The following is a 25,114-nucleotide window of genomic DNA, read 5'->3' as shown; positions in this document are numbered from 1 at the left end:
CTTATAGTAATACAGCGCCATTATAATTTCAAGAGTTTTAAGCTTTGGATCGGTTCAAAACATAAAAAGTGACGGCCAGCGCGAGCACCAGCACCGTTCCTTTGATGATGTCGTGCGTAAAATATTGCATGTTCATCATCGTCAGGCCGTTGACGAGCACGCCGATCAGCACGGAGCCGATAAACGTCCCGATCACGTTCGGTTTTCCCGCCCCGAAGACGGAAAAGCCGACGAAAACGGCCGCAACCGACTCCATCAACAGCGGCGAACCCGCATCGATCTGGCCCGAGCCGACCCGGGAGGCGTACAAAATGCCGCCGATGGCCGCAAAAATGCCCGAAGCGACGTAGGCCAGCGTGCGCACCTTTTTCACCTTGATTCCGGACAAGCGCGCAGCCTCCTCGTTGCCGCCGGTGACGTACATTTGCCTGCCGTATTTTGTGCGCGTCAGGAAAATATGGACCGCGGCGACCGCGATGATGAGCAGAACGGCCGAGATCGGGATGCCAAGCCATTTTCCCTGCCCCAGCTGCAAAAATGCGGCGCTCATTTCGCCGGGAGCCTTGGTGCCGTCGGGAAACTCCATATGGTTGTAAATGTTGTAGCCCTGCGCGTAGGTTTTGTGGATGCCGCCGACGATGTACATGACAGCCAGGGTCGCCAGCAGATCCGGAATCCGCAGCTTGACGATGAGAAAAGCGTTCAACAGGCCGATAAGCGCCCCTGCAAGCAGCGACACGATAATGACGACATAAACCGGCTGCTGGTACCAAATCATCAGCGAAGCCGCCCCTACGGTCGTCAGGGACACGGTGGAGCCGACCGACAGGTCGAAGCCGTCGACGACAAGCGAAAGGGTAACGCCGATGGCGACAAACGTCACGATCGTGATCGAACCCAAAATATCGCTTAAGTTCCCGTACGTAAAGAAATAAGGGAGCCGGAACGAAAAAAACGCAATAACCCCGATAATGACGACAACCGCCCCGTACCGGAACGCGTAATGCAATAGTTTATCCTTCATCGTTTACCTCCAAGCCTCCGCTCGCGTAATACAGGAGCTGGGCCTGCGTCGCTTCCCCGCGCTTGAACACCTTGCTGACCGCGCCGTCCGCCATGACCGCGATCCGGTCGCCGATCCCGAGCCCTTCCGCCAATTCGCATGTAAAATAAATAATGCCTTTTCCCGCCGCCGCAAGATCGCCGATGATGCGGAAAATGTCGCTTTTCGCCCCGATATCCACGCCTTTGGTCGGCTCGTCGAAAATAAACACTACGGCGCCGCTCTCCAGCCATTTTCCGATGGCCAGCTTCTGCTGGTTGCCGCCGCTTAAATGCAGGGCAAGCTGATCGCCCGAAGCGGTTTTAACGCCAAGCGACCGCGAGATTTCCGAGCTGAGCCGCTTTTCCTTTTTGCGTGAAATGAAGCCGAGGCGGCTTACCTGATCCAAAACCGGCAGCGTAAGGTTCAAGTCGACGGATTGGTGAATGAAAATCCCTTGCTTGCGCCGTTCTTCCGGCACCAGCACGATGCCTTCCCGGATGGCGTCTGCAGGCTGCCGAAACGCAAGCTTTTTCCCGCGCAGCCCGATCGTTCCTTCCTCATGCTTGTCCGCGCCTCCCAAAATCCGGGCGAGCTCCGTTTTGCCCGCGCCGACAAGGCCGACCACCGCAAGGACCTCGCCGCTGCGAACCTCCAAATCCGCTCCTCGGACTTTATACCCTCTGCGGATCCCCTCCGCTTTGAGCAAAGGCCCGCCAATGTCGGTTTCCCGCTTCGGAAACTCCTCCTCGAACGTCTTGCCGAGCATATGGTTGATGATGCCTTCGCCGCTGATTTCGTCCGTCGGACCGGAGTGCACCTTCTTCCCGTCCCTCATGATCGTCACCCGGTCGGCATGTTCCAGCACCTCGGGCAGCCGATGCGTAATGAAGATGCACGCCACGCCGCTGTCTTTCAGTTCATGCATGATTTTAAAAAGCTCCTTGCACTCGCTGTCGCTGAGCGGGGCCGTCGGTTCGTCGAATATGATTGCCTTCGCCTCCTGGGCGACGATCCGCGCCAACAGCACGATCTGCTTTTGCGCCAAGCTGAGCTCGGCCACCTTGCGGTTCACATCGATGTCCGCCCCAAGGCGGGACAGAACGCTTTTCGCCTGCTCTGCGCGCTCCCGCGTCCGGATCCAAAGGGATGAATCCTTTGAGGCAAGCGCGTCCAGCATCACGTTTTCCGCGACCGTCAGCTGCGGGACCAAGGCCGAGTCCACCTCCTGATAGACGCAGTGTATGCCGCTTTTTTTCGCGTCGGCGGGGGAGTTGATCCGGAGCGCCTCTCCATCCGCCTCGATTTGTCCTCCGTCGGCGCGGTAAGCTCCGGAGAGGATTTTCATCAGCGTGCTTTTTCCCGCGCCGTTCGCGCCGAGAAGCGCATGGATTTCACCGCCCCTTACCGTAAAATCCACCGCCGACAAGGCGGGCACGCCGCCGAATTGCTTGATGATCCCTTTCATTTCCAATTGGTATGAAGCTGTCATTAGCGGCCCCACCTTCGTAAAAGATTGAAAAGACCGTGCCTATCGCACGGCCTTTTAGTCATGATGCCGGGCTTACACCCGTGCATTACTTGCCGTATTCCTCCATCCAGTCCGCAAGGCCCTGTTTGCTTTCTCCCCAGCCCTCTACGTACTTGGAAAGTTCCGTCGTCGAAATTTGCTCTTTAGGCAGCGCGTCCCGGGAGACGTATACCGGCTGCAGCACCACGGCATCCTCCGTTTTGTCGCCGTGCAGCTTTTGGTAACCGTATCTCACCTGGATGCGCCCGATGTCTTTCGGATCGACCGCGGCCGAAGCCACCCAAGGATTTTTCGGATCCTGGATCATTTGCAGATCCTCGTCGCTCATATCGATGCCGTATACTTTGATTTCGTCGCGTCCGGCTTGTTGAATCGCCCGGGCAGCGCCTTTGGCGAACTCGTCCCATGCCGTCCACACGGCCGAAATTTGGCCTTTCGGGTACTGTTTCAGGATGGCTTCCATTTGCGTTTGCGTATCAAGCGCCGGATTTTGGGCCGTTCCGAACGTCGCAATTTCCTTGATGTCCGGATTTTCTTTCATGAATTTGCCGTAGGCCACCTGACGGCGTTCCATCGGGGCAAAACCCGCAACCCAGACCTTCACGATATTGCCTTTGCCTCCGATGTCTTTTTTCATTTGTTCCAGCGTCAGCTCGGCCATTTTCTGGTCGTCCTGGGACAATGTCGTGGCGCCTGCCACGTGCACGTCGGCATCGAATACGACCACAGGAATGTTTTGGGACACGGCCTTTTGAACGCCCGGCTGCAAAAGCTGGTCGCCGTGGTCCGTCAAAATCAAATCAAAGCGCTGGGTAATGGCGGAATCAAGCAAGGAAGCCATCTTGGCCTTGTCGTTATTTGCGACAAATTTCGTCAATTTTCCGCCGAATTTTTCGACTTCCTCGGTGACGCCCTGCACGTATTGCTGCGAAAACGTCCCGGTATTAAATTCCATGATCAACGCCACCCGCTTGCCCGCCAGCGGTTTGCCGCCAGTGCCCGCCGCGTCCGCTTCGCCGCCGACCGAAGACGCGTTTTTTTGTCCGCAGGCGCTTGTCAGCATTGCCAAAACCAGGAATAATGAGAGCAGCGCCGCTTTTCTTTTTTTACCGAATCGCATGGATTCTTTCCCCCTTCAACTCTATGCAATGTGAAAATGTTATACACTAATATAAAGCCTAATTCCAAGTATGTAAATAGGTTTTTAGTTATTTACGTCATTTTTTTGCAAAATTCGACTTTATGCCGTTTTCTTTCCCAGGGGCAGCGCTAAAATCGATATTAACCAGACTCTGGCCGAAAGGTTGTCCAAGTTGCTTGCGTACGCCGAATAGAGATCGTGAAAAGCTACGCATAAAGTGTTTTCCATCGCAAAAAAGCCCGCAGGCGGATCGTTCCGCCTGCGGGCTTTTTCGTATGCATCGTTATAGGATGATGGCAATCAGACCACCCGATCCTTCGTTGATGATTCTGCCGAGCGTTTCCTGCAGCTTGTATCTCGCATTGTCCGGCATCATGGCGATTTTGCCCTGTATGCCTTCCCGTACGATCGAGTGCAGGGAACGTCCGAAGATGTCGGAATCCCAAATTTTGATCGGATCGTTTTCGAAATCCTGAATGAGGTAGCGGACAAGCTCCTCGCTTTGCTTTTCGGTGCCGATGATCGGGGAGAATTCGGACTCGACGTCTACCCGGATCATGTGAATCGAAGGCGCCGTCGCTTTCAAGCGGACGCCGAACCTCGTTCCTTGGCGGATAAGCTCCGGCTCATCCAAGGACATTTCCGCAAGGGAAGGCGCAGCGATGCCGTAGCCGGTCGTCTTCACCATTTCAAGCGCTTCCGCAAAACGGTCGTATTCGCGTTTGGCATGGGAGAACTCCTGCATCAGCTGCAGCAGATGGTCCTTGCCGCGGATTTCGACGCCGACCACTTCCATCAGGATTTGGTCGTACAATTCGTCCGGCGCGAACAGGTCGATTTCCGCCACGCCCTGCCCCATGTTCATCCCGCTGAGCGCCGCCCGCTGGATGAACTCGTAATCCATGAACTGGGTCACGACGCGATCCACGTCGCGCAGACGGCGGATATCCTTGACCGTATCGCGGACGGAATTTTCGTAATTGCTCCGGAGCCAGTGTTTCTCGTTGAGCACCATCACCCAGCTCGGAAGGTTGACGTTGACCTCGTGAACAGGGAATTCGTAAAGCACTTCGCGCATGACGCTCGTCACGTCGTCTTCCGTCATCGTTGCCGCGCTGAGGGCCATGACCGGAATGTCGTATTTTTCGGCCAGCTCGTTTCTGAGCAGAAGCGTTTCTTCGCTGCGCGGACGGGTCGAGTTGATGACAAGCACAAACGGCTTGCCTACCTCCTTCAGTTCGGCGATGACGCGTTCTTCGGCTTCCACGTAGGAACTGCGGGGGATTTCGGCAATGGTCCCGTCGGTCGTGACCACTACACCCAGCGTCGAATGCTCCTGAATGACTTTGCGCGTTCCGATCTCGGCGGCTTCCTGAAACGGAATCGGTTCCTCGAACCAAGGGGTGGAGATCATGCGCGGACCGTTTTCATCCTCGTATCCTTTCGCCCCTTCCACCGCGTATCCAACGCAGTCCACGAGACGGACATTAACCTCCAGACCCTCGGTTACCTTGATTTGTACCGCATTGTTGGGCACGAACTTCGGTTCGGTCGTCATGATCGTTTTGCCGGCCGCGCTTTGCGGCAGCTCATCCACGGCTCTGGCCCGGTCGGCTTCGCTTGCGATGTTCGGAAGCACGATGGTTTCCATGAACCGCTTGATGAACGTCGATTTTCCTGTCCGGACCGCGCCGACCACACCCAGGTAAATATCCCCGCCGGTGCGTTCGGCAATGTCTTTAAAAATGTCCACTTTTTCCAAAAGAGATCCCCTCCTCATTTACTCCGAAGGAAAAATGCTTAAGAGCATCCCGCTTCGTGTTCCATCTGAAGCCTCGAGCCATTGCAACGGAATGGAGCCTTACAATGTCGTCAGTAGTCCGCCGCCGGGGTCAGAATCGGATGGAAACGGCAAAGCGGCGATACTCGCTTTAGGCATTTGGACTAGTATCATATTATGTACCTATGAAAAACAATATGACGGGTATTTTGCAAAATCTCTCAACCTATAGAGAGGCTTCCGGAGCCCTTTTTAAGCCGGATGCGCCGCTCCTTTCGCCCATTCCATAGATCCAAAGCTTTGCCGGCCCCGCCATCCTTCTCAGTTATATGCGCCTTGACGTCCGTCTATGTAATTTTTTTGCTAAAACGTACAGATGATCCTTTTAGCGTCTCTTAAAAACAAAAGCCGCCCTTTGCAAGCGGCATCGCTTGAAAGAACGGCTTATATGAATCTTTAGGGATTATTCGGCGGCAGATCCGGGCGCGACCGCCACCGGCGCGTCGCCGGACCACCGGTAAGGCAGCGATTTGACGGGCACGTATTCCGAGGCTTTCACCAGCTCTTCCCGCAAATCTTCCTCTTTCGACGGCTTCAAGCCCTGTTTATCGATCAGCTGCATGATGTCGAAGGCATAGTCGGCGTATACCGTGCCTGCTTGATCCAGGAGGAAATTGACGTCCTGTCCCGAGTACACGCTTTTAAGGCCGATGTCCTTCATGCCTGCCAGCGCAGGGTCGACCGCATGAACCCCCGGATATACTTCATCGCCGGCAGGGAGCTGCCCGTCATGGGCCATCTTGTATTGGTTGACGAGGCGCTGCACGTCGTTCACCTTTTGCACCGTGATCAAATCCATCACTTTGACCGTCGGTTTCGTTTCCTCGTCCTGGATGAGGAAGTAAGCGCTGCCGCCTTTCTCGAATGCCGTGGACGGAATTTCATCGATGTAACCCTCTTTTTGCAGCTTATCGAGATCGATGCGGAATTTTTCGTATTTCGGCGTGTCTTGATCCGCGTTCAAGATCGGCAAAAGGCTTTTGTCCTTTTGGTAATCTTCAATGGCCGACTGGATTCGTTTCACGCTTTCGCGGTAAGATACCCTGTTTTCGTTTTTCTTCTCGTCCGGGTACAAACATCCGGACAAGCTTACCGCAAGCAGGACCGCCATCACGGCCGCCGCGGCTTTCCGGAGAGCTCCGGAACGTCTTGCGAAAAAAGCCTGAGTCACATACATCATCCTTTGTATCAAAAAAATATGAAGTTCGGGCGGTCTTCACCAGAGGTCGTCCCGATCCTGCCGCCTGGCGGCCTCCAGCTGTTTCCGGATCGCGGCCTTAAGCTTATCTTCAGGTATCGTAACGGCAACCGTCCCTTCGATTTTCGATTGGCAGGCAAGCCGTACGCCTTGGTGGACAAGCGAACCCAGCTTCCGCTGTTCCTGCTCTGACGGAGGCGACAGCTGCGCCTTGGCCGCTTCGTCCACTTCGATCTTGCACATGAGACAGCCCATCTTGCCTCCGCAGCGCGTCGGAATGTGGACGCCGGCCCGGAAGGAGGCGGCAAGCACCGTCGTGCCGCGGCTTACCTCCGCTTTTTTGCCTGACGGCCGAAACGTGATTTCATGTTTCATCCCCGCCCTGCTCCTCTCGCTGGTTCCCATACAGACGGTCTTCCCCGTTTAATCCAAGCAGGCCGTCGATGAAAGCCGCATGGGCTTCCGACAAACGGCATGTCTCGGATATGCGCTTCAGGAGCGGCACATGCTTCCCTAGATCCGTCCTCATCGCTGCCGCAATGGCCTCGTAACGGTCCGGCCTTTCCCTGAGCACGTTAAACACCAGTTCATGCCCAAGCGGCATCAAAGGGACACGAACGCCCCCAATCATAACCATTCTGGCTTCCTTGAGCAGAAGCTTGTCCACCAAAACCTCATACCGGCTCCCCATCGCGCGAACCTTAAAGCTGCCGACCAGTTCCATCACGTAACCGTCCAGCTTATAATGGCTGAGGGTGGAATGATATGTATCCGTTTCGCTTACTTCGGGCTCGTCTACGGCAAGATCTTTTATCAGGCCGTGCAGCGCATTCACATGGACATCGTCCGCATATACATCGACGTCGCGAGGCATGGCGCTAAGACGCACTCCCTGAAGCAGAAGCCCGCAGCTCCCGCCGACCAGCCAGCAATTCCCGGCTTGCCCAAGCCTGTCGCACACCCGCTGCAGCGCATGTTTTAGTTCGGATGAAATCTGCATGTCCCACACTCCTATCCAACCATCCGTCTAAAAATAGGTTTTGTTCCGCGCGACGATTTTCCCCTGCTCCTTCACGACCGCCTGGCAGCCGAGCCGGAAGCCTTCGTCGAATTCTTCAGGGTCGAGACGGCGAAGCTCGGCTTCCGTCGGCTCTTCCAACAGCTCCGCGCCTTCAATGACTTGGCATCTGCAGCGTGCGCAAGTTCCGCGGCGGCACATGTGCTGCCAATCGATTTCATGATCTTTCGCGTGCTGCAAAATGGTTTTTCCGGGTTCGGGCACGACCGTTTTTTCGATCGTTCTTCCTTTCAGCAGCATGGTGGCTTCCCCGGGCGTGGTCCGTTCCATCGTTTCAACGGCTTCGGCAGCCGGTTTTTTTTTGCCAAAAAACTTACGGAACGGGTTCATCACATCAACGCCGCCATTCCCCCGAGAAATCCGACCACCATCACGATAAACGCCAAAAAGGATAACGCGCCGCGAAGAACGCCGGTTGTTTTCGTGCGGGCAAACGTAATTAAAAACACGGACAACCCCATGACCAGGATGGCGATCAGGGAAACCCACATTTTTGTCATCGGATCCATAGGCTAAACTCTCCATTCTGTGTATATAGACGTATTATAGCATGAAACTTGTCCACTTTCCTGAGCGAGAAGGTTACGCAAAACCGACATCTGAAAAAAAGAGCATAAAGTCTTTGAAGCGCCAGGCTTCAAAGGCTTATAGCCCTTTGATTTTGGAAAAACCAAGTTATTTTTTCATCATCAATTTCATCAGCGATTCCATGTTTTGCGGATTCATACCGCTTTTCTTGACCGCGCTCACGATATCCTGAATCGTTTCCTCGCTGACCGGAACGTTGGCCATGGCGGACACTTGCTTGATCAGTTGGCGGAGCTGGGTCTCGTTTTGCATCGTGGATGGTTTTACGGTACTGGCTAGTTTTTTGACTTGACTTTCCGAGATGCGTTTGCCGGATTTTTTGTTCACGACATTCAGCACATCTTTAGGAAAATTTTTGCTCATCTTCTCCCCTCCTCCGACAGTCCTCAACGTATATATATGAGGATTGGCCTTGAAAGGTGAAAAGATCAGCTATGCCACTGCTCCCAAGTTTCCAGCTTCATCGCTTCCATTTCCGTTTTCGGATCCCGTCCCATCAACGCTTCGACGGCTATGCGCGGATCCTTGTTTTCAAAAAGCACCTGGTACAGCTGTTCCGCGATCGGCATCTGCACGCCGTATTTCGCGGAAATCGTATGCGCCGCCTGGGTTGTGCGTATTCCTTCCACGACCATGCCCATGGAACCCAATACTTCGTCAACCTTTTTCCCTTGACCGAGCATCGAACCCGCGCGCCAGTTCCGGCTGTGCCGGCTCGTAGCGGTAACGACAAGGTCCCCGACGCCGGCAAGCCCTGAAAAAGTAAGCGGATTTGCGCCCATTTCGACGCCGATTCGGGTAATTTCCGCCAAGCCGCGGGTGAGCAGCGCCGCTTTGGCGTTATCGCCGTAACCTAACCCGTCGGACATGCCCGCGCCAAGCGCGATAATGTTTTTTAGCGCCCCGGCCAATTCGACCCCAAGCATATCCCTGTTCGTATAGACGCGGAAATCCGCGTTCATGAACAAATATTGCGCCGCCGCGGCGGCCTTTTGGTTAAGGGAGGCAACCACGACGGTTGTCGGGCAGCGGCGGATGACTTCCTCCGCGTGGCTTGGGCCGGAGAGGACGACGACGTCGCCTTCTTCGATGCCGAGCTCTTCGGCTATGACCGTCGACATCCGCTTCAAGGTTTCGGTTTCGAAACCTTTCGTCGCATGGATGCACAACATGTCCTTTTGCCAGTAGGCCTTCAAAGACCGCGCAACCTCGCGCATCGCTTTGGATGGGGCGACGATCAATACCGCACCCGCGTCTTTTATGGCTTCTTCCATATCCGTCGTTGCTTTCAGATTGTCCGGCAAAACGGCATCCGGCAAATACCGGCTGTTCATATGCTTTTCATTGATTTCCCGTACCTGCTCGCTGCTTCGGCTCCAGATCACCACGTTCGGGTGATTGCACGCGAGGACGCTGGCCAGGGCGGTGCCCCAGCTGCCCGCCACAAGTACGGCCACCTTATTTGACAATTCCCTTTCCCCCTTTGGAGCCTCCGGAGCCGATTTTGTTTTCCCGTCCTTGGGCGATCTTGACGATATTGCTGCGGTGTCTCCAGAAGGCAAACAAGCAAATGACAAGACTGGACCAGAATATCGGCCAGTTGAAACCATAGATGAAACCAAAGATCAATAGAGAAATAGGTGTAAGCGCCACGAATACGAGCGAACCGAGGGAAACGTAACGCGTGACGACGATCAATAAAATCGCGATGATTCCGGCGCATAACGCCGGGAAGAAGCTGAGTGTGGCCATGACCCCGATCGTGGTGGCGATTCCTTTGCCTCCGCGGAAGTGAAAATATACCGGCCAGTTATGACCGACGATAGCACTGAGGCCGCACAGGGCAGGAATCCACTCATTGCCTCCCCCGATCCATCTGCCAAGCCATACGGCAGCAATTCCTTTCAATACGTCAAGCAGCAGCACGGCAATCGCCGGCCCTTTCCCCAAAATCCGCAGCGTATTGGTTGCACCCGCATTTCCGCTCCCATGCTGACGGATATCGATCCCTTTCAGCAATTTGGCCAGCACAACGCTAAAACTGACGGAGCCGAGCAAATAACTCAATACAATGGCTATGATCTGTAATGTCAATCTATTCTCCCCTAACTTTCATCCGATTTGCGCCGCGTAAAGATTCTGATCGGCGTTCCCTCGAAATCGAACGCACTGCGAATTTTATTCTCCAAATACCGTTCATAGGAGAAGTGCATCAGTTCAGGATCATTTACGAATACAACCATGGTCGGCGGCTTGACGGCTACCTGGGTGACATAGTTAATGCGCAAACGCCTTCCTTTGTCCGTCGGAGGAGGATTGATCGCAACCGCGTCGGATACGACGTCGTTCAGCAAATGGGTTTGAACGCGAAGCGAATGCTGTTCCGCCACGTGCTGCACGACCGGAAGCAGCTTATGCAGGCGCGATTTCGTTTTTGCGGACAAAAACACGATCGGTGCATAGGTCATAAACAGAAAATGGTCGCGGATCTTTTTCTCGAATTGGTGCATCGTTTTGTCGTCCTTATCGACGATGTCCCATTTGTTGACGACAAAAATGGATGCTTTGCCCGCTTCATAGGCATAGCCGGCAATATGCTTGTCTTGATCGATGATGCCTTCGTCGCCGTTGATGACGACCAGGACGACGTCGGCGCGTTCGATGGCGCGCATCGCCCGCATGACGCTGTATTTTTCCGTCGTTTCATACACTTTGCCCCGTTTGCGCATCCCCGCCGTATCGATCAGGACGTAACGCTGCCCGTCCTTTTCGAACGGCGTATCGATGGCATCCCTTGTCGTGCCCGCAATATCGCTGACGATGACTCGCTCTTCGCCGAGGATGGCATTGACGAGAGAGGATTTGCCCACGTTCGGGCGTCCGATCAACGCCACACGGATCACATCTTCGTCGTAATCGTCGTCGCTGAGATCCGGCAAAATCTCAACGATCGCATCCAGCAAATCGCCGATGCCGGTTCCGTGGCTTCCGGAAATCGCAATCGGGTCGCCGAACCCGAGGCTGTAAAATTCGTAAATTTCGTCTTGGCGGCTGAGGTTGTCCACCTTGTTCACGGCAAGCACGATCGGCTTCCCGGAACGGAACAGAATTTGGGCCACCTCTTCGTCGGATTGCGTGACGCCGCTTTTGGCGTCGCACATAAACACGATGACATCCGCTTCCTCGATCGCAAGCTCTGCCTGCATGCGGATGGATTTCAGCATGACGTCGTCGCCGTCGATTTCGATGCCTCCGGTATCGATGACGCTAAACGATTTGCTGTTCCATTCGGATACCCCATAAATCCGGTCGCGGGTAATCCCCGGTTTATCTTCCACGATGGCCAGCCGATCGCCGATCAATCGATTGAAAATGGTTGATTTACCAACGTTAGGCCTGCCAACGATAGCTACTACGGGTCTTGCCATATTCACTCCTCCTGTCAATACTTACGATAATCATCATAGCAAAAAACACTTATTTTGGCTAACGTTTCATGGGCGGATCCGTTTATTAATCCTATTTTCCCGTAGAAACGGGATTCCATGCGCCGCATGGCCGCCCCGGATCCGTTTTTGCGGCTTTGGGGAAAGAAAAAAAAAGCGAACCCGATGAGGGTTCGCCGTTTTTCATTTCCGAGACGAGACAATCACTTGAATTTGCTCAGTTTGTCTCCAAAACGTTCCCCAAGCGTAATGCTGAGGCCTTGGTTGCTCAGGGATACGTTAGGATTGTCTTTAAGCTCATCCTTGTGGTTGCCGCCGCCGCTTTTTGCAGGTCTGTCCGCTTTAGGCGCAGGAGCCGGAGCTTCTTCCGTTTCCTTGATGCTGAGGCTGACGCGTTTTTCAGCGGTATTGATGTCAAGAATTTTCACTTGAACTTCTTGTCCTTCTTTCAGAACTTCATGCGGAGTTCCGATGTGCTTATGAGAAATTTGGGAAATATGAACAAGTCCTTCGACTCCTGGAGCAAGCTCAACGAATGCACCGAAGGTCACCAGACGTTTGACTTCGCCTGTCACCACGTCGCCGATATGGAATTTTTCTGCTGCAGTATCCCATGGACCAGGCTGAGCGGCTTTCATGCTGAGGCTGATTTTTCCTTTTTCAGGGTCTACTTTCAGAACTTTGACTCTTACTTTGTCTCCTTCGGACACGACGTCGGAAGGTTTGTCGACATGGTTCCATGCCATTTCGGATACGTGAACCAGTCCATCCACGCCGCCTACGTCAACGAATGCGCCGAATTGGGTCAAACGCTGTACCGTGCCCTCGAGCTCCTGTCCTTCTTGAAGTTCGGACATCACTTTGAGTTTGTTGGCTTCGAATTCTTCGTCCAGCACGTCTTTTTGGGAAAGGATGACCTTGTTGTTTTCGCGGTCGATTTCTTTCACTTTTACGCGCAGCGTGCGGCCTTTGTAATCGCTGAAGTCTTCAACGAAATGACGCTCCACCATGGAAGCCGGGATGAATCCGCGTGCGCCCACGTCGGCGACAAGGCCGCCTTTAACGACGTCGGCAACGGTCACTTCGAATGCGTCTTGCGCTTCAAAATGCTTCTCGAGCTCTTCCCATGCGTTTTCGCTGTCGATCGCGCGTTTGGAAAGAACGAGTTTTTCTTTTTCGTCGTCGATGCTGACCACTTTGCATTCTACCTCCTGCCCGATCTGAACCGCGTCCGATGCGTTGTCCAGATGAACGGAAGACAGCTCGCGAATAGGGATCACACCGTCGTATTTATATCCAATGCTTACATAAGCTTGGTTATCTTCCAGCTTGACGATCGAACCTTTTACGGTGTCCCCTTTTTTCAAGGAAACGATTTGGTCCATTTCCTCCTGATTTACTTCAGTTTCTTGATTTTTAGTTTCTTCCGACATGTCAATACCCTCCTCAATTCAAAAAAACCATTTATTCAAACCTGCTGACGCAGAGTTCAAAACATTCCATGATAGATATGTTAAATATCTTTCCAATAAGTGCTTGCCTTCATTCACAGGCGCCTAATTCAGCGTCGGCTTCCCGGTTTTCTGCATTTCGCGGATGCGGGACATGATATTGTCCGTGACGGCTTCCACCGCTTCCCCGGATTCCATTTCCTTAAAACCGGACAAATCCAAAGGGGCACCGTATATCACTTTCATTTTGCGTAAAAACTTGTAATTGCCGATAATGGCGACCGGCACGACCGCGGCTCCGCTTCGAAGGGCAAAAGTCGCTGCTCCTTTTTTGGCCGCCCCGCTGTCGGAGTTGCGCGTCCCTTCCGGAAAAATCCCCATCACTTCGCCGTTTCGCAAAATGGTAAGGGAGTTTTTGATCGATTCTTTGCTGACGCCTCCGCGTTTGACGGGAAAAGCGCCCAGCTTCGTAATGACCGGTCCGAGAACGGGCACTTTAAACAGCTCCGCTTTGGCCATGAATTTGATCCGGCGTTTGACTTTGATGCCTACCGTTATCGGATCCAGAACGGTGAGATGGTTTGAGCAGAGCAGCACTCCGCCCTCCTTCGGGATGTTTTCCTCCCCCACCGCCTCGAGGCGGTAAACCAAGGTGAACATCACGTTCAGAACTCCCCGGCAAAACTCGTAAAACATGCTTCCTTCTCCCCACTCTTAAGAGTTCGTATGCGTTTTGCAATAGGAAACGATCGTGTCGACAACCTGAGGGATGTCCATATGCGTCGTATCCAGCACGATGGCGTCATCCGCGCAACGCAGCGGCGAAATTTCGCGTCCCGCATCCAAACGATCGCGTTCGGAAATATCCTTCTCAAGCTGTTCCAGGGTCACGCCCTGCGCATCACCCAACTCTTTGAAGCGGCGGAGGGCACGTTCCTTCACGCTGGCAGTCATGAAAATTTTCAATTCCGCGTTCGGCAGAACCGTCGTGCCGATGTCCCTGCCGTCCATGACGACCCCTTTGCGGGCTGCCATCTGCTGTTGCAGCGCTACCAAATGCTTGCGGAGCCCTTCGATTTGCGCATATTGCGACACCATGCCGCTAACCTCAAGAGAACGGATATACGGCGTCACATCCCGACCGTCCACCAGCACCTTTTGCCCGTCGGCGCCCGGAATCAGTTCAATCTCCATCGCTTGAGCGTGACGCAGCACTTCAGCGGCAGATTCCGGCTTGATGCCGGCTTTGAGCATATGCCAGGTCACCGCCCGGTACATGGCGCCGGTATCCACATATATGTAGGACAGCTCTTTGGCCACCAAACGAGCAATCGTGCTTTTTCCCGCCCCGGCAGGTCCATCAATCGCGATATTGATCTTCAAGTTGTTCTCCGTCCCCTGCCTACTCAAAGGGGCATTCCTCCTCAATACATAAGCATAAGAGATTGTGACTACCGCGAGGACGCCGTATGCGAGCGGCGTTCTCCCGCGATCGGAAGCGGCTATGGATAAAGCAAACGCTTCTTTCGATCACTTCAAGAAAAAAGCAGGCATTGCCTGCGCTGTGAAAATTATACCACACAACCTACATCGATGCAAAAAAGACCCATGGATTCACTCATGCCAATCCTTGACATTCCGTTCTTTGATCGGAATCCCGTCCAACCGGTCCACCGGCGAAATCAACGGCCGGAGCGAATGGATATGCAAGGCTGCTTGAAAAAAGACAAGAGCGGCGATCAAAAAGACGAGCAAAATTTTCGTCCATTTTCCCGCTTGTTCGCACAGCCGTTCGAAGAGCTGCACATATAGCTTAACCTGCTCTTTTTCGTTCATATGGAAGCACCTCCGGATTTTTCCTATTACGGTGTCCGGAAGTCCCTCCTTTTATGCGCCCTCGTCTGCGGTTCCGCTAAAATCCTTACCGCCTGAAATCAAGCTGGCGTTCAAAGCAATATTTGATCAGCTTCTGCCGCTCCATGTCCGCGATCGCCGTGAATTTGACCATGACGATTTTCCGGCCGTTATCGAGCGCCTTGATCCTGACGATTTCCCCATCGAATGGCACGTGTTCCAGGCTGGCGTTTTTATAAGGTACGACGACCCAGCAGGACACTTTCTCCCCTTCCGCAACCTGGTGCTCCGCGTCGCAGTAAAAAGAAATCCCTCCCCCTCCGACATCGTCGGTCCGCGCCAGGAAACGCAATTGTTTGTCCGTTTTGACCGCGACCTCAAGCTCGCCGTTCACCCGCAAAAAGCTGCGCCGCTGGATTTTGCCGATCGAATCGGGATCGGGCTTCCGGATTCGCACCATACGGATGACGTCCTGCTTGAAACCGGTTACGTAAGAATTGAAGTAGTTTTTGACGCCGCCTTCCGTCATAAAATAAATGGAAAGTTCATCCCCGACGAACAGCTTTTTCAGCTGACCGCTGCCTTCCTGGATCGGGACCTCGATCAGCATCGAATCCTCATCGATATCGGCGATTCTCGATTTGTACTGAATCCCCGTTTCTTTTTCGTCCCCCGAATCTACGCTAATATACAATACGTCACTGATTTTCGGATACAAAAAGTTCACCGCCAGCTCCAAAATTAACCGCATAACCCGATTATACCATGTCTTTTGTCGCAGGTATGGCATAAATCATAAAAAAGGGAGCCTTTTTTCATAAAAGGCCCCCTTCGCAAGCTGGGTACAATGTCGTTTTTATTTGACGGCCGCCTGGCGGTCGGAAGATTTCAGCTCCTCCACCATTTTTTCCGAGCCGTCGTTTGCGTCCAGATACATGCGGTATCTGGATCCGTTGATGTTGCCGCCGATTTCGTAGCAAAGCGCTTCTTGGGCCGTATCGTCTTTAATGAGGGCCAGCCGGTTGTAGGTTTCCTTGAATTCCGGATTCAATTTTTTGCGGACCTGCTCGACGGTCATTTTCGGTTTCGGCAAATTGCGTTTGCCGTCTTTATGTTCATAGACGTAATCGCTTGCCTGAAATCCGGTCACCTCGCCTTTGTCCAATCCGACGCGAACCGTCAGTTTTTCCGGATAAATGAGCACGCCGTCTTGCTGGCTGACATAGGTCAGGTTGCCCATGTTCCCGTATTGGTCCGCAGCTACGGCGGCCATGTTTTTATACCCCTTTTTGTACAGGAAGTGATCCGCATTCGCCTTGGCCTGTTCCATGGTGACTGCTTTATGTCCGATTTGACGGTTATCGTGATAGCTGATCAGCAGCCCGCCTTTTTTCGTGAAATCCATCGACACGACGGACGGATGGTTTTTCGATTTCACGGTGGCGGTATAGGATTCCCAATCCGTTCCCTTGCCGTTTTCCGTCACTTGGATGGAAGCGCCGGCGCCGGCGTCCGCGAATTGCGCGGCTTTGCGTTTGATGTCTTCCTTCGATACCGGCGTGCCGGAAAGCATTTTGACGGAGCGTTTGCTGTATATGCTGGATACGGCAGGGCCCCAGTTCAGTTCCGGATATTCGCCGACGCGCTTGTCGACGGTTTTGAAACCGTCAATGATCGTGTTATCCATCTGCTTCTCTTCGGAGGCCATGGCGCTTTCCACGTCCATCCAGCGCAGCCGGTTTTGAATGACCTTGCTTTGCACATTTTGAAGGTCTTTCGTGATGTCGCCGGAATTTTTGTAAAGCACCTTCAAGTGTTGAAGCTCCTCCTTGGAGAGCGGTTCCTTCTCGAGGTTCCGCATGGACGTCTGGTAGGAGAAATTGGAAATCCGGGACAGGAAGTCCTCGGTTTTATTAAACGGAAGCATCGTCAGCGGAAGCTGGTTGATCTCGTTTTGGGCTTCGCTGGTCAGCCTCCATACATTGATCAGCCCCTTGCGGTGCATCGCGTTGGAGGAAGAGCTGACCGCCAGCGTGTTCCCCAGCTCGCTGTGAAGCCGGTCCATGTGGTAGGACAAATTGTGGAACGCGCGCTGGTATTGGTTTTCGGCTTTGATCAAAATCGAGTTTTTTTCCTGGTTCTCCTGATACCCCCACACGAACGCCCCGATCATCAGCAGGGTTACGATGGGAAACAAAACAGCGCTTAACCGCTTGTACATTATTGCTCAAATCTCCTTTCTTCAGCTGAATCGATCAAACCAAGCTGATCCGCATTGAAAACGGCTGATTATGATCACTCTTCTGGTTGCTGCTGTTAGTTTGACAAGAAGAAAGGAGTCTTATGCATCAATTGGCAGCATGCCGAGCCATTTTTGGACGAAGGATTAAAACGGAAGTTCTTCGATGTCGAAATGGCTTTTATTGTTGCAAAGGCATTGCTTAAAACCCGTTTCGATCCGCCCGCGATCCCTTTTGCCCCGCAGAACGAAACGTTCCCCGCATTGTTTGCATACGATGGTCACTTTGACGCGCAAAAAAAAGCACCCCCGATCCTGAATAAGATTTCCATGCGTTGGAATCTTTTAGGATCAAGTGTGCCCATTTTCGTTACGTATTAACCTCTTCCTCCCGCTTGAGAAAACGGAACGGAGAGCGGTTGTTCGCCCGCGTGACCTTTCCCATGCCTCCGTACCACAAAAAGGCCATAAGCGGAACGATGAACCAAATCCAGTATTGGGTCATGGTTGCGAGAATCAGGTCGTACACGCCGTGCCAAAACCACGGGATCACCATGGAGTACACGAGAAAACGTTTGGCTTTTGCACCCTGGGAAAAACGCGCCCGGCCGAGGTAATACCCCATCATCACGCCGAACATCGCATGCCCCGATACCGGCAGCAGCGCCCGCAGGAACATCGCTCCGATCGAAGCGTGGCTGTACCAAGCGTACATGACGTTTTCGACCGTGGCAAAACCGAGCGAGATCGCGACCGCGTATACAATGCCGTCGTACGGCTCGTCAAACTCGGTATGGTTATAAATCATATGGTACAGCACGAACCATTTCAGAAATTCCTCGACGAAAGACGAGATGATAAACGATTCCACATACGGATTGCCGCCGAATCCGTTTGTCATTCCCCGCTGGATGATCATTACAGGGACGACGATCAGAAAACCGAGCACGAACACCTTGATCACCATCATAAGCGGCTCCTGCTCGTATCTGTCCTTCAGGTAGAAATACGTCAAAAGGGCGAGACCCGGCGCCAACGCCGAAGCAATAATCGAAAACCAAAGCACCGTCTTTCCCCCTTTTTGCTGTGTAAAATTCTGCTGCTTGAACCAAAAGCAATTCATCCCATGAAGCAGCAATGCTCATGGGATGACAAGCCGTTAATCCTGTCTTTTAAAATGTTCGCGGATCGTTGCGATCGCCTTCTCGGGCATGACCACCTTACCGTATTCATCGAGAACCGCTTCGGTATAGGAAGCGGCTTCCCCGTATTCAGCCAAAACGGCGATGAGCGACGAATGTTTGCCGGAATCGATCTGCTCCGGATCCATAAACAAAACCCATTGATCTCTATAATGATAAAGACGGCCTTCCTCCGTAATTTGACCGCCGAGAACATGCGCAGCCTCGATCAGCACTTCAAAATCATCGAAAGCGTATACGATGGAGTCGCTTTGTTCCAAGGTGACTTCCATTTCGTAAACCTCTTCGGGAAGCTCATCTTCCCCTAAGTGGCTATAATGCTGATGGTCATATTTTCCACGGGTCACGATGACGACCATGCCTTGAGCGGGAAGGGCAAAAACTTCCACGGCGAGCGGTCCGGTTGCGTCAAAACCGAGTTCGTTATAGGCTTGATCCATCATTTCTGTGAACAGCTCATGGACTTTGGGAAGTTCCTTCCACATGTCTTCCTTCTGAATTCCTCGCTCACTCAAATCGTCGAACGTGAGGAAAATCCGTATCTTATCTGAGCTTAATCGTTCTATTTTCATGACAGGATCCTCCTCTGTAAGCAATGTTATAACAAATTATGATGTCCTTCATAATGGTGTGCTGAAAATAGTTCTATGTAAGTATGTTATCATTATATAACTCAAAATGCACGCTGTAAAATGGACAAAAAAAGAATCATTTTGAGCGTGTAGCGCCCCAAAAATGATTCTTATGAGTTTTCAGGCTGTTACATGCCCGGAATGACGGTATTTGTCTCCTTCAAAATCGCGTCGACTTCCCTTTTCACGTCGGGATTGCTGTTGATGAATGCGTTGATTTGCTTCATGCTTTCCCCTTTGGAATGGATGTCCGAATACTGGGATGCATGGTTGTTCCCGGCGATGGATCCGATCGAGCCGATGTCCATCATTTTGCCCGCATTATGGGCGATGGCGGAAGTAAGCGTTCCTTTGCCTCGGGATACGAGGGCAGTTGCCGCGGCGCCGATCAAAACGCCGCTGATAAATGACGAAGTATTCACAATTACAACCTCCTTATGTGATAAAATCAAGTCTAGTGTTCGCGAATGACGCCATGCTCATGCGGCAAAAAAACAGGAAAGCGAGATGAAATAATGGTAAGAAAAACGGCTGCGCTGCTTCTTTTGACCGCGCTTTTGCTCAGCGCATGCGGAGGGAATAAAGAAGCCGCCACCGAAAACGCGAAGCCCGCTGTACAGCAGCAGGAAGGCGGAAAACAGGCGCCGGCGGGCGGTAAGGAAACAAACACGAACGAAAAAGAGACGACAACCGCCGAAACGGGGAATGATGGCACGGGTAAATCCGACGCGGAAAACGCCGACCCTGCCGACGGGTCCAGCAACGGTCAGGACCAGCCGGCCGCCGATGGAGATGCGGCTGAAGTTCCGATCAAATACCATATGAACAAAGCGTACAACATCGTGCCTAACGATGAAGGGACGGAAAAAAACGTCGTGCTGCTTACGTTCGATGACGGCCCCAAAAAAGCCGAATGGATCAACAGCCTGATCGATACGCTGGACAAGCATCATGCCAAAGCGATTTTTTTCGTAAACGGCTACCGGGTCAAGGAACATCCCGAGCTTCTCAAGCTGATCCACGACCGCGGCCAAATCATCGGCAACCACAGCTGGGACCACATTTCGCTGCGTAAAGAGCCCGAAGCGAAGGTACGGCAGCAAATCGAGGACGTGCAGGCCATCGTGAAGGACACGATCGGAGAGGCGCCCGCCTTTTTCCGGCCCCCATTTGGCGAAGGCGGCGATATCGGAAAAAAAATCGCAAAGGAAAACGGCCTGCTGTACATGACCTGGTCCAACGGATCGCTGGATTGGACGATGAAATCGAAAGGGAAAGACAATCCGCAAAAGGTCATTCAAAACGTCATGGATCAGCTTCACCCCGGCAGCAACATTTTGATGCATGAGCTGCCTTGGACGACCGAAGCGCTGGATCAGCTTTTGACGAAGCTGGAAAGCAAAGGATATTCCTTCGTGGATCCGCGCAGCATCGAACTTGAGATGAGATAAAACAAAAGGCGTTTCTGCCGATCCAATCGGTAAGAAACGCCTTTTTTAGCTTTCGGATGTACCCGGCTCCGCCGTCTTCAGCCGAATAAGATGCATTTCGGCCGGACAGCATAAACGCAGCGTCACCCTTCGGTTGCCGAACCCGCGGCTGATGAGCATCTGCGGCTTCCGGACGGCGGATCGCGGTTGATACCATGCAAACCAGCCGCAATCGTATTTACGGTAAAACCGGTTCAGGCGAAGCGCCCCGAAAAACGGGAAACGGATTTGCCCGCCATGCGTATGGCCTGCCAAAATGAGATCCGCGGGTTTCTCGGAAACATGCCGGATCCAGACGGGATCATGCACGACAAGGATCCGGCACAGATTAAGGGCTTCCGGCGGCAGCGCTGGCGGTTTTGGATATCCGTCGCGTTTTTGCAGCGGTTGATCGATGCCGGTCAGACATATCCGGGCCCCGTTTTTTTCCAACAGGACGTTGTCGTCACGAAGCAGCACGCCGCCCGCCTTTTTAAGGGCATCCGCCAAACCGGACGGGTCCGCTTTCAGATCATGGTTGCCGTAAACGGCGTACATCGGACCGATCCGCGAAAGAACGTCCAGATTCTCCCGAACCCGCTCCAGAGGGACGTTCCTCTCCATAATGTCGCCGCCAAGGATCACCCAATCCGCTTTCCCCTGCATGTCCCGCAAAAACGACTTCGAAAGCTTGCGTTTATGAATGTCCGAAATAAAAAAAATCCGGCATCCGTCGAAAGCCTTCGGCAGCCTTTCCAGCGTCACCTCGGCGCGCGTCACCGCGTGAACCCTCGCTTCGTAAGACATCCTTGCGAAGACCAGTGCGCAGCACGCCGCAATGATGCCGGCGCCCCATAAAAGCGCCGCCGTCACCATAATTCCTCCAGCGGGGGCGCGCCCTTGACTCCCCAATAGACCAAAAACGCCGTAAGTACAAGAAAAAGGATAAATAACGAGTTCGTAAAATATTTGCTGATCATAATTTTTCTCGACGCGTATCTTTCGGTTCGGCTCGGGGTCGAATCCTCTTCTTCGCCCGTTCTCTTCGACGCATGCTGTCCCGTTTTATACTTTTCCGTACGGGACCGGAACGCTCCCGCAGACTCGAAGGAAGCGCTCCGCGTCTCCTCCTCCGGCTTGGGAGCATGGTTACGCTCGTCTCTCGCTTTCACCCTGCTTAAAGTCGCCGATCCGGATTTGCCCCGTCCCCTGCGTGGCTGGGGGGATACGGGTCGGCTTTCTTCAGAAGCGGGCGCAGGGGGCTTTTTTTTGCCGTTTTTTTTTCGATGATTATACGTTTTGACTCTGCTTAATTCAGTACTCATGATTCCCTCCGAAATCGGATCACCAAACCGGAAATGCAGTCGATGGCAAAATGGCATACGATCGGGGCCAGCAGCGTGCCGGACTGTATGTAGATATACCCAAGCCCGTAGCTGCTCAAAAACACCCAGCCGGTCGGAATCCAGTGCCTCAAATACCGGACATGAATGACCGCAAACAGGATGCTGGTCCAATAAGCGCCGAACGAATGCTGTATCGCCCCTCTGAACAGCAGTTCCTCGCACACCGCCACGACGGCGGCTATGAATACGATATGCCACACCGGGCGGTTTCGGAACAACAAATTGTTGATCCCGCCGTCATCCATGACTTCCTCCGGCGTGATTCGGGACACGGCAAAATCGATCAGGAACATGACGGCCGCAAGACCGAGGCCCCACGCCCAGAAATAAGAGCCCGAATGCGGAACAAATAATTCCAGCGGATTTCTCCTCTGAAATAATATCCATATGATTCCCGTTAGGAAGGTAAGCCCTTGGGTGAGGTAAAGGTTGATCAGGAGCAGACGGTCGGTCAGCTGATCGGGAGTGGCCTGTTTCAATTTAGGCGCACGGAATTTGAATTTTTTCATGTTTTGCCTGCCTGTCTATTGTTTTAGCGATGAAAAGGCTTGTCCCCTTCACTCTTTCTATCATATCGCATTTTTCCTTGAACGGGAAATGATGAGGCGATGTTTTTGCCGTCCCATGGATATAATCTATGAAAAAACGCCATGAAACGCCATCAAAATCATATCAGATTTCGCGCGAAAGTTTCAAGAAGCACGAAGAATCCCTATTGACAGCAGCTGCGGGGCCGTGATACATTATGAAAAAAAATTAACGAATCAAAACCGATGAAGGAAAAAAGACCCTTGAAAGCCTTCAGAGAGCCGGTGGATGGTGCAAACCGGTGGCGGGCAAGACGTCTTCAGCGTTCCAGAGAAGCTGCATTGAACTTTTCAGTAGGTGCAGCCGGGTAATTTCCGTTATCAAATCGGCCAACGAATGGCCTCTGAGGCTGCCGTTTCAAAACCGGCGGTGAATTAGGGTGGTACCACGAACAACTCTCGTCCCTTGCTACGCAAGTAGTGTGCGGATTGAGAGTTTTTTTGTTGCTTCCGGCAGCATCCGGTAGTTTACAACCTTGCGTTGCGGGTTCATTTCGCGCCGCGCCGCACATCTGTTCTTTTACACAGTACCGCGTTGCCCTGGGAATACAACAATGGACAAAGACCTCGATTACGGATGCCAAGCTCGGATTTACATGCATCAGGTTTTACGGGATCGCATTTCAACCCGGAATGCTCCCTTTCATTTATATTTTATTTTTGCTTGCAAAGATCAAAGGAGGAAGAAACCATGTTTAAAGTGTTAGTATCGGATCCGATCAGCGATTTGGGCATTCAGCAGCTGATGGATGCGGCCGATGTCCAAGTAGAGAAAAAGACGGGCCTTGGCGAAGATGAGCTTGCAGCGATTATCGGAGAGTACGACGCCCTGCTTGTCCGCAGCCAAACGCGTGTCACGGAAAAAATTATGGAAGCGGGCTCCAAGCTGAAGGTTGTCGGCCGCGCCGGCGTCGGGGTAGACAACATCGATTTGGAAGCGGCGACGAAACGCGGCATCATCATCATCAACGCACCGGACGGCAACACCATCACCACTTGCGAGCACACGTTCGCGATGATGATGGCGCTTGCCCGTCACATTCCGCAAGCTTACGCGAAAACGATCGGCGGCGTTTGGGACCGCAAATCGTTCCTGGGCGTCGAGCTTCGCAACAAAACGCTGGGCGTGCTCGGCATGGGCCGCATCGGCAGCGAAGTCGCCAAACGCGCCAAAGCGTTCGGCATGAACATTTTGGCGTTTGACCCGTTCCTGACCCAAGAGCGGGCGGAAAAAATGGAAGTCAAGCTGGCATCCGTCGACGATATCGTGCGCAACGCGGATTTTATGACGGTGCACACGCCGTTGACGCCGGATACCCGCCACATGATTTCCCGTCCGCAGTTTGAAGTGATGAAAAAAGGCATGCGCATCGTCAACTGCGCCCGCGGCGGCATCATCGACGAGCTTGCCCTCGTGGAAGCGATCGACGAAGGCATCGTCGCCGGCGCCGCGTTCGACGTGTTTGAAAGCGAACCGCCGCAAAAAGACCATCCGTTCCTGAGCCATCCGAAAATCATCGTGACGCCTCATCTTGGAGCATCGACCGTGGAAGCTCAGGAAAACGTGGCGATCGACGTGTCCGAAGAAGTGCTCCACATTCTTCGCAACGAACCGTTCAAAAATGCGGTCAACATGCCGCCCGTCGCCGCCAGCGTCATGAGCCGCCTGCAGCCATATTTCGCGATCGGCGAAAAACTCGGAAGCTTCGCGGCCCAATCGGCGAACCAGGCCGTAAACGAAATCCATGTTGATTATGCCGGCGACCTGTCCGACGTCGACACGCTGCCGCTTACCCGCTATATCGTCAAAGGGGTGCTCGCCCATCATCTCGGCGACGAAAACGTCAATATCGTCAACGGCATGCATCTCGCCAAATCGCGCGACATCAACGTGGTCGTCACCCAAGCGTCGAAATCCAAAGGGTTCACCAACTTGCTTACGGTAACGCTGAAGACGCAAAACGACGAAGAAACGCTGGTGGCGGGCACGCTGTTGAACGGTTATGGCGAACGGATCGTGCAAATCAACAAATTCCCGGTCGATGTGGCGCCTGAAGGCCATCAGATCCTCATCTCCCATCACGACAAACCGGGCATGATCGGAAGCGTCGGCACCCTGCTCGGCCAAAACGACGTCAACATCGCATCGATGCAGGTCGGCCGCAAAATTATCGGCGGCGAAGCGATCATGATTCTGACCGTCGACAAAGCCGTGCAAAAAGACGTGCTGACGCAGCTGACGACACTGCCGGGCTTAAACAGCGCGATCGAAATTACGCTATAACAACCGGATTACGCCCGGCCAGGCACTTTCGCACTTCTATAATGAAAATCAAACACGTAACGCAACAAAAGCGCATGCCTATGGGGACATGCGCTTTTCCTATGTTCCACGTTGAACAAGATTTAT

At 53.1% G+C, this 25,114-nt stretch carries 28 protein-coding genes and 1 other annotated feature; of the genes, 3 read left to right on the top strand and 25 right to left on the bottom strand.

All coding sequences use genetic code 11. From position 1 onward, the window contains the following. Positions 1–37 precede the first annotated feature (37 nt). The 19 genes from RJP21_RS09375 to ypeB all read right to left on the bottom strand — a co-directional run bounded on the left by RJP21_RS09375 (position 38) and on the right by ypeB (position 17,390). Positions 38–1,024, bottom strand: a complete 987-nt coding sequence (locus tag RJP21_RS09375; protein ID WP_310859043.1) for an ABC transporter permease — start codon at positions 1,022–1,024, stop codon at positions 38–40. After that, positions 1,014–2,534, bottom strand: a complete 1,521-nt coding sequence (locus RJP21_RS09370; protein WP_310859042.1) for a sugar ABC transporter ATP-binding protein — start codon at positions 2,532–2,534, stop codon at positions 1,014–1,016. Before RJP21_RS09370 ends, RJP21_RS09375 begins: the two co-directional genes overlap by 11 nt. A gap of 85 nt (positions 2,535–2,619) precedes the next feature. Beyond that, positions 2,620–3,693: a sugar ABC transporter substrate-binding protein gene (locus RJP21_RS09365; protein WP_310859041.1), complete on the bottom strand. Its 1,074-nt coding sequence runs from the start codon at positions 3,691–3,693 to the stop codon at positions 2,620–2,622. A gap of 304 nt (positions 3,694–3,997) precedes the next feature. Then, positions 3,998–5,476: a stage IV sporulation protein A gene (gene spoIVA, locus RJP21_RS09360; protein ID WP_160041250.1), complete on the bottom strand. Its 1,479-nt coding sequence runs from the start codon at positions 5,474–5,476 to the stop codon at positions 3,998–4,000. Between the two features lie 481 nt (positions 5,477–5,957). Beyond that, entirely contained in the window at positions 5,958–6,725 is a 768-nt protein-coding gene (locus tag RJP21_RS09355) for a hypothetical protein (RefSeq protein WP_236575545.1), read from the bottom strand. Between the two features lie 45 nt (positions 6,726–6,770). Next, positions 6,771–7,127, bottom strand: coding sequence for a 2Fe-2S iron-sulfur cluster-binding protein (locus RJP21_RS09350; protein WP_160041246.1), 357 nt, complete (start codon positions 7,125–7,127; stop codon positions 6,771–6,773). Then, complete coding sequence (locus tag RJP21_RS09345) at positions 7,117–7,752, bottom strand: nucleotidyltransferase family protein (RefSeq protein WP_310859040.1); 636 nt, start codon at positions 7,750–7,752, stop codon at positions 7,117–7,119. The genes RJP21_RS09350 and RJP21_RS09345 overlap by 11 nt, the downstream gene beginning before the upstream one ends. 27 nt (positions 7,753–7,779) lie before the next feature. After that, complete coding sequence (locus RJP21_RS09340) at positions 7,780–8,160, bottom strand: 2Fe-2S iron-sulfur cluster-binding protein (protein WP_310859039.1); 381 nt, start codon at positions 8,158–8,160, stop codon at positions 7,780–7,782. Beyond that, complete coding sequence (locus RJP21_RS09335) at positions 8,160–8,339, bottom strand: DUF2768 family protein (protein WP_310859038.1); 180 nt, start codon at positions 8,337–8,339, stop codon at positions 8,160–8,162. Before RJP21_RS09335 ends, RJP21_RS09340 begins: the two co-directional genes overlap by 1 nt. Before the next feature lie 166 nt (positions 8,340–8,505). Continuing rightward, positions 8,506–8,781, bottom strand: coding sequence for a stage VI sporulation protein F (locus RJP21_RS09330; RefSeq protein ID WP_036709992.1), 276 nt, complete (start codon positions 8,779–8,781; stop codon positions 8,506–8,508). A 65-nt stretch (positions 8,782–8,846) separates the two neighbouring features. Continuing rightward, on the bottom strand, positions 8,847–9,887 hold the full coding sequence (locus tag RJP21_RS09325; RefSeq protein ID WP_310859037.1) for an NAD(P)H-dependent glycerol-3-phosphate dehydrogenase: 1,041 nt from the start codon (positions 9,885–9,887) through the stop codon (positions 8,847–8,849). Further along, on the bottom strand, positions 9,877–10,512 hold the full coding sequence (gene plsY / locus RJP21_RS09320) for a glycerol-3-phosphate 1-O-acyltransferase PlsY (protein WP_160041238.1): 636 nt from the start codon (positions 10,510–10,512) through the stop codon (positions 9,877–9,879). The genes RJP21_RS09325 and plsY overlap by 11 nt, the downstream gene beginning before the upstream one ends. Before the next feature lie 11 nt (positions 10,513–10,523). Then, entirely contained in the window at positions 10,524–11,846 is a 1,323-nt protein-coding gene (gene der / locus RJP21_RS09315; protein WP_310859036.1) for a ribosome biogenesis GTPase Der, read from the bottom strand. Between the two features lie 221 nt (positions 11,847–12,067). Then, positions 12,068–13,297 carry a 30S ribosomal protein S1 gene (rpsA, locus tag RJP21_RS09310; RefSeq protein ID WP_160041234.1) on the bottom strand — a complete coding sequence of 410 codons (1,230 nt, stop codon included), beginning with the start codon at positions 13,295–13,297 and terminating at the stop codon, positions 12,068–12,070. Between the two features lie 123 nt (positions 13,298–13,420). Then, positions 13,421–14,011 carry a lysophospholipid acyltransferase family protein gene (locus RJP21_RS09305; RefSeq protein WP_310859035.1) on the bottom strand — a complete coding sequence of 197 codons (591 nt, stop codon included), beginning with the start codon at positions 14,009–14,011 and terminating at the stop codon, positions 13,421–13,423. 18 nt (positions 14,012–14,029) lie between these two features. After that, positions 14,030–14,725 (bottom strand): (d)CMP kinase, encoded by a 696-nt coding sequence (cmk, locus tag RJP21_RS09300; RefSeq protein WP_160041230.1) that lies wholly within the window; start codon positions 14,723–14,725, stop codon positions 14,030–14,032. A gap of 204 nt (positions 14,726–14,929) precedes the next feature. Then, positions 14,930–15,151, bottom strand: a complete 222-nt coding sequence (locus RJP21_RS09295; protein WP_310859034.1) for a hypothetical protein — start codon at positions 15,149–15,151, stop codon at positions 14,930–14,932. Positions 15,152–15,236: 85 nt separating this feature from the next. Continuing rightward, the gene (locus RJP21_RS09290) at positions 15,237–15,887 is read right to left on the bottom strand and encodes a flagellar brake protein (protein ID WP_310859446.1); all 651 of its coding nucleotides are present in this window, start codon (positions 15,885–15,887) and stop codon (positions 15,237–15,239) included. Positions 15,888–16,025: 138 nt separating this feature from the next. After that, positions 16,026–17,390 carry a germination protein YpeB gene (gene ypeB / locus RJP21_RS09285; protein WP_310859033.1) on the bottom strand — a complete coding sequence of 455 codons (1,365 nt, stop codon included), beginning with the start codon at positions 17,388–17,390 and terminating at the stop codon, positions 16,026–16,028. 153 nt (positions 17,391–17,543) lie between these two features. Between ypeB and RJP21_RS09280 the strand changes: the two genes are divergently transcribed. Continuing rightward, entirely contained in the window at positions 17,544–17,789 is a 246-nt protein-coding gene (locus RJP21_RS09280; RefSeq protein ID WP_310859470.1) for a hypothetical protein, read from the top strand. Here RJP21_RS09280 and prsW read toward each other — a convergent pair. The 3 genes from prsW to RJP21_RS09265 form a co-directional block, all read right to left on the bottom strand. Beyond that, positions 17,779–18,474 carry a glutamic-type intramembrane protease PrsW gene (prsW, locus tag RJP21_RS09275; RefSeq protein ID WP_160041224.1) on the bottom strand — a complete coding sequence of 232 codons (696 nt, stop codon included), beginning with the start codon at positions 18,472–18,474 and terminating at the stop codon, positions 17,779–17,781. The two genes, RJP21_RS09280 and prsW, sit on opposite strands and share 11 nt — an antisense overlap. Before the next feature lie 93 nt (positions 18,475–18,567). Beyond that, positions 18,568–19,182, bottom strand: a complete 615-nt coding sequence (locus RJP21_RS09270) for a genetic competence negative regulator (protein WP_160041222.1) — start codon at positions 19,180–19,182, stop codon at positions 18,568–18,570. A 188-nt stretch (positions 19,183–19,370) separates the two neighbouring features. After that, positions 19,371–19,664 (bottom strand): hypothetical protein, encoded by a 294-nt coding sequence (locus tag RJP21_RS09265; protein WP_160041220.1) that lies wholly within the window; start codon positions 19,662–19,664, stop codon positions 19,371–19,373. Positions 19,665–19,757: 93 nt separating this feature from the next. Here RJP21_RS09265 and RJP21_RS09260 point away from each other — a divergent pair, with 93 nt between their 5' ends. Continuing rightward, entirely contained in the window at positions 19,758–20,693 is a 936-nt protein-coding gene (locus tag RJP21_RS09260) for a polysaccharide deacetylase family protein (protein WP_310859032.1), read from the top strand. Between the two features lie 45 nt (positions 20,694–20,738). Here RJP21_RS09260 and RJP21_RS09255 read toward each other — a convergent pair whose 3' ends face one another. The 3 genes from RJP21_RS09255 to RJP21_RS09245 are packed head-to-tail and all read right to left on the bottom strand — an operon-like array spanning position 20,739 to position 22,626. Next, positions 20,739–21,587 carry a metallophosphoesterase gene (locus tag RJP21_RS09255; protein ID WP_310859031.1) on the bottom strand — a complete coding sequence of 283 codons (849 nt, stop codon included), beginning with the start codon at positions 21,585–21,587 and terminating at the stop codon, positions 20,739–20,741. Next, a complete protein-coding gene (locus RJP21_RS09250; RefSeq protein ID WP_310859030.1) occupies positions 21,581–22,036 on the bottom strand; it encodes a hypothetical protein in 456 nt (151 codons plus the stop codon). Before RJP21_RS09250 ends, RJP21_RS09255 begins: the two co-directional genes overlap by 7 nt. Beyond that, positions 22,033–22,626 carry a CPBP family intramembrane glutamic endopeptidase gene (locus RJP21_RS09245; RefSeq protein WP_160041212.1) on the bottom strand — a complete coding sequence of 198 codons (594 nt, stop codon included), beginning with the start codon at positions 22,624–22,626 and terminating at the stop codon, positions 22,033–22,035. Before RJP21_RS09245 ends, RJP21_RS09250 begins: the two co-directional genes overlap by 4 nt. Before the next feature lie 255 nt (positions 22,627–22,881). Further along, positions 22,882–23,114: a binding site (T-box leader), on the top strand. A 281-nt stretch (positions 23,115–23,395) separates the two neighbouring features. Here RJP21_RS09245 and serA point away from each other — a divergent pair. After that, complete coding sequence (serA, locus tag RJP21_RS09240) at positions 23,396–24,988, top strand: phosphoglycerate dehydrogenase (RefSeq protein ID WP_310859029.1); 1,593 nt, start codon at positions 23,396–23,398, stop codon at positions 24,986–24,988. Positions 24,989–25,114 lie beyond the last annotated feature (126 nt).

It is taken from the genome of Paenibacillus sp. VCA1 (assembly GCF_031583795.1).
GTDB classification, from domain to species: domain Bacteria; phylum Bacillota; class Bacilli; order Paenibacillales; family Paenibacillaceae; genus Paenibacillus_AQ; species Paenibacillus_AQ albilobatus.
The sequence above is the reverse complement of the archived record's forward strand: the minus strand, read 5'-3'. Positions and strand labels throughout refer to the sequence as shown.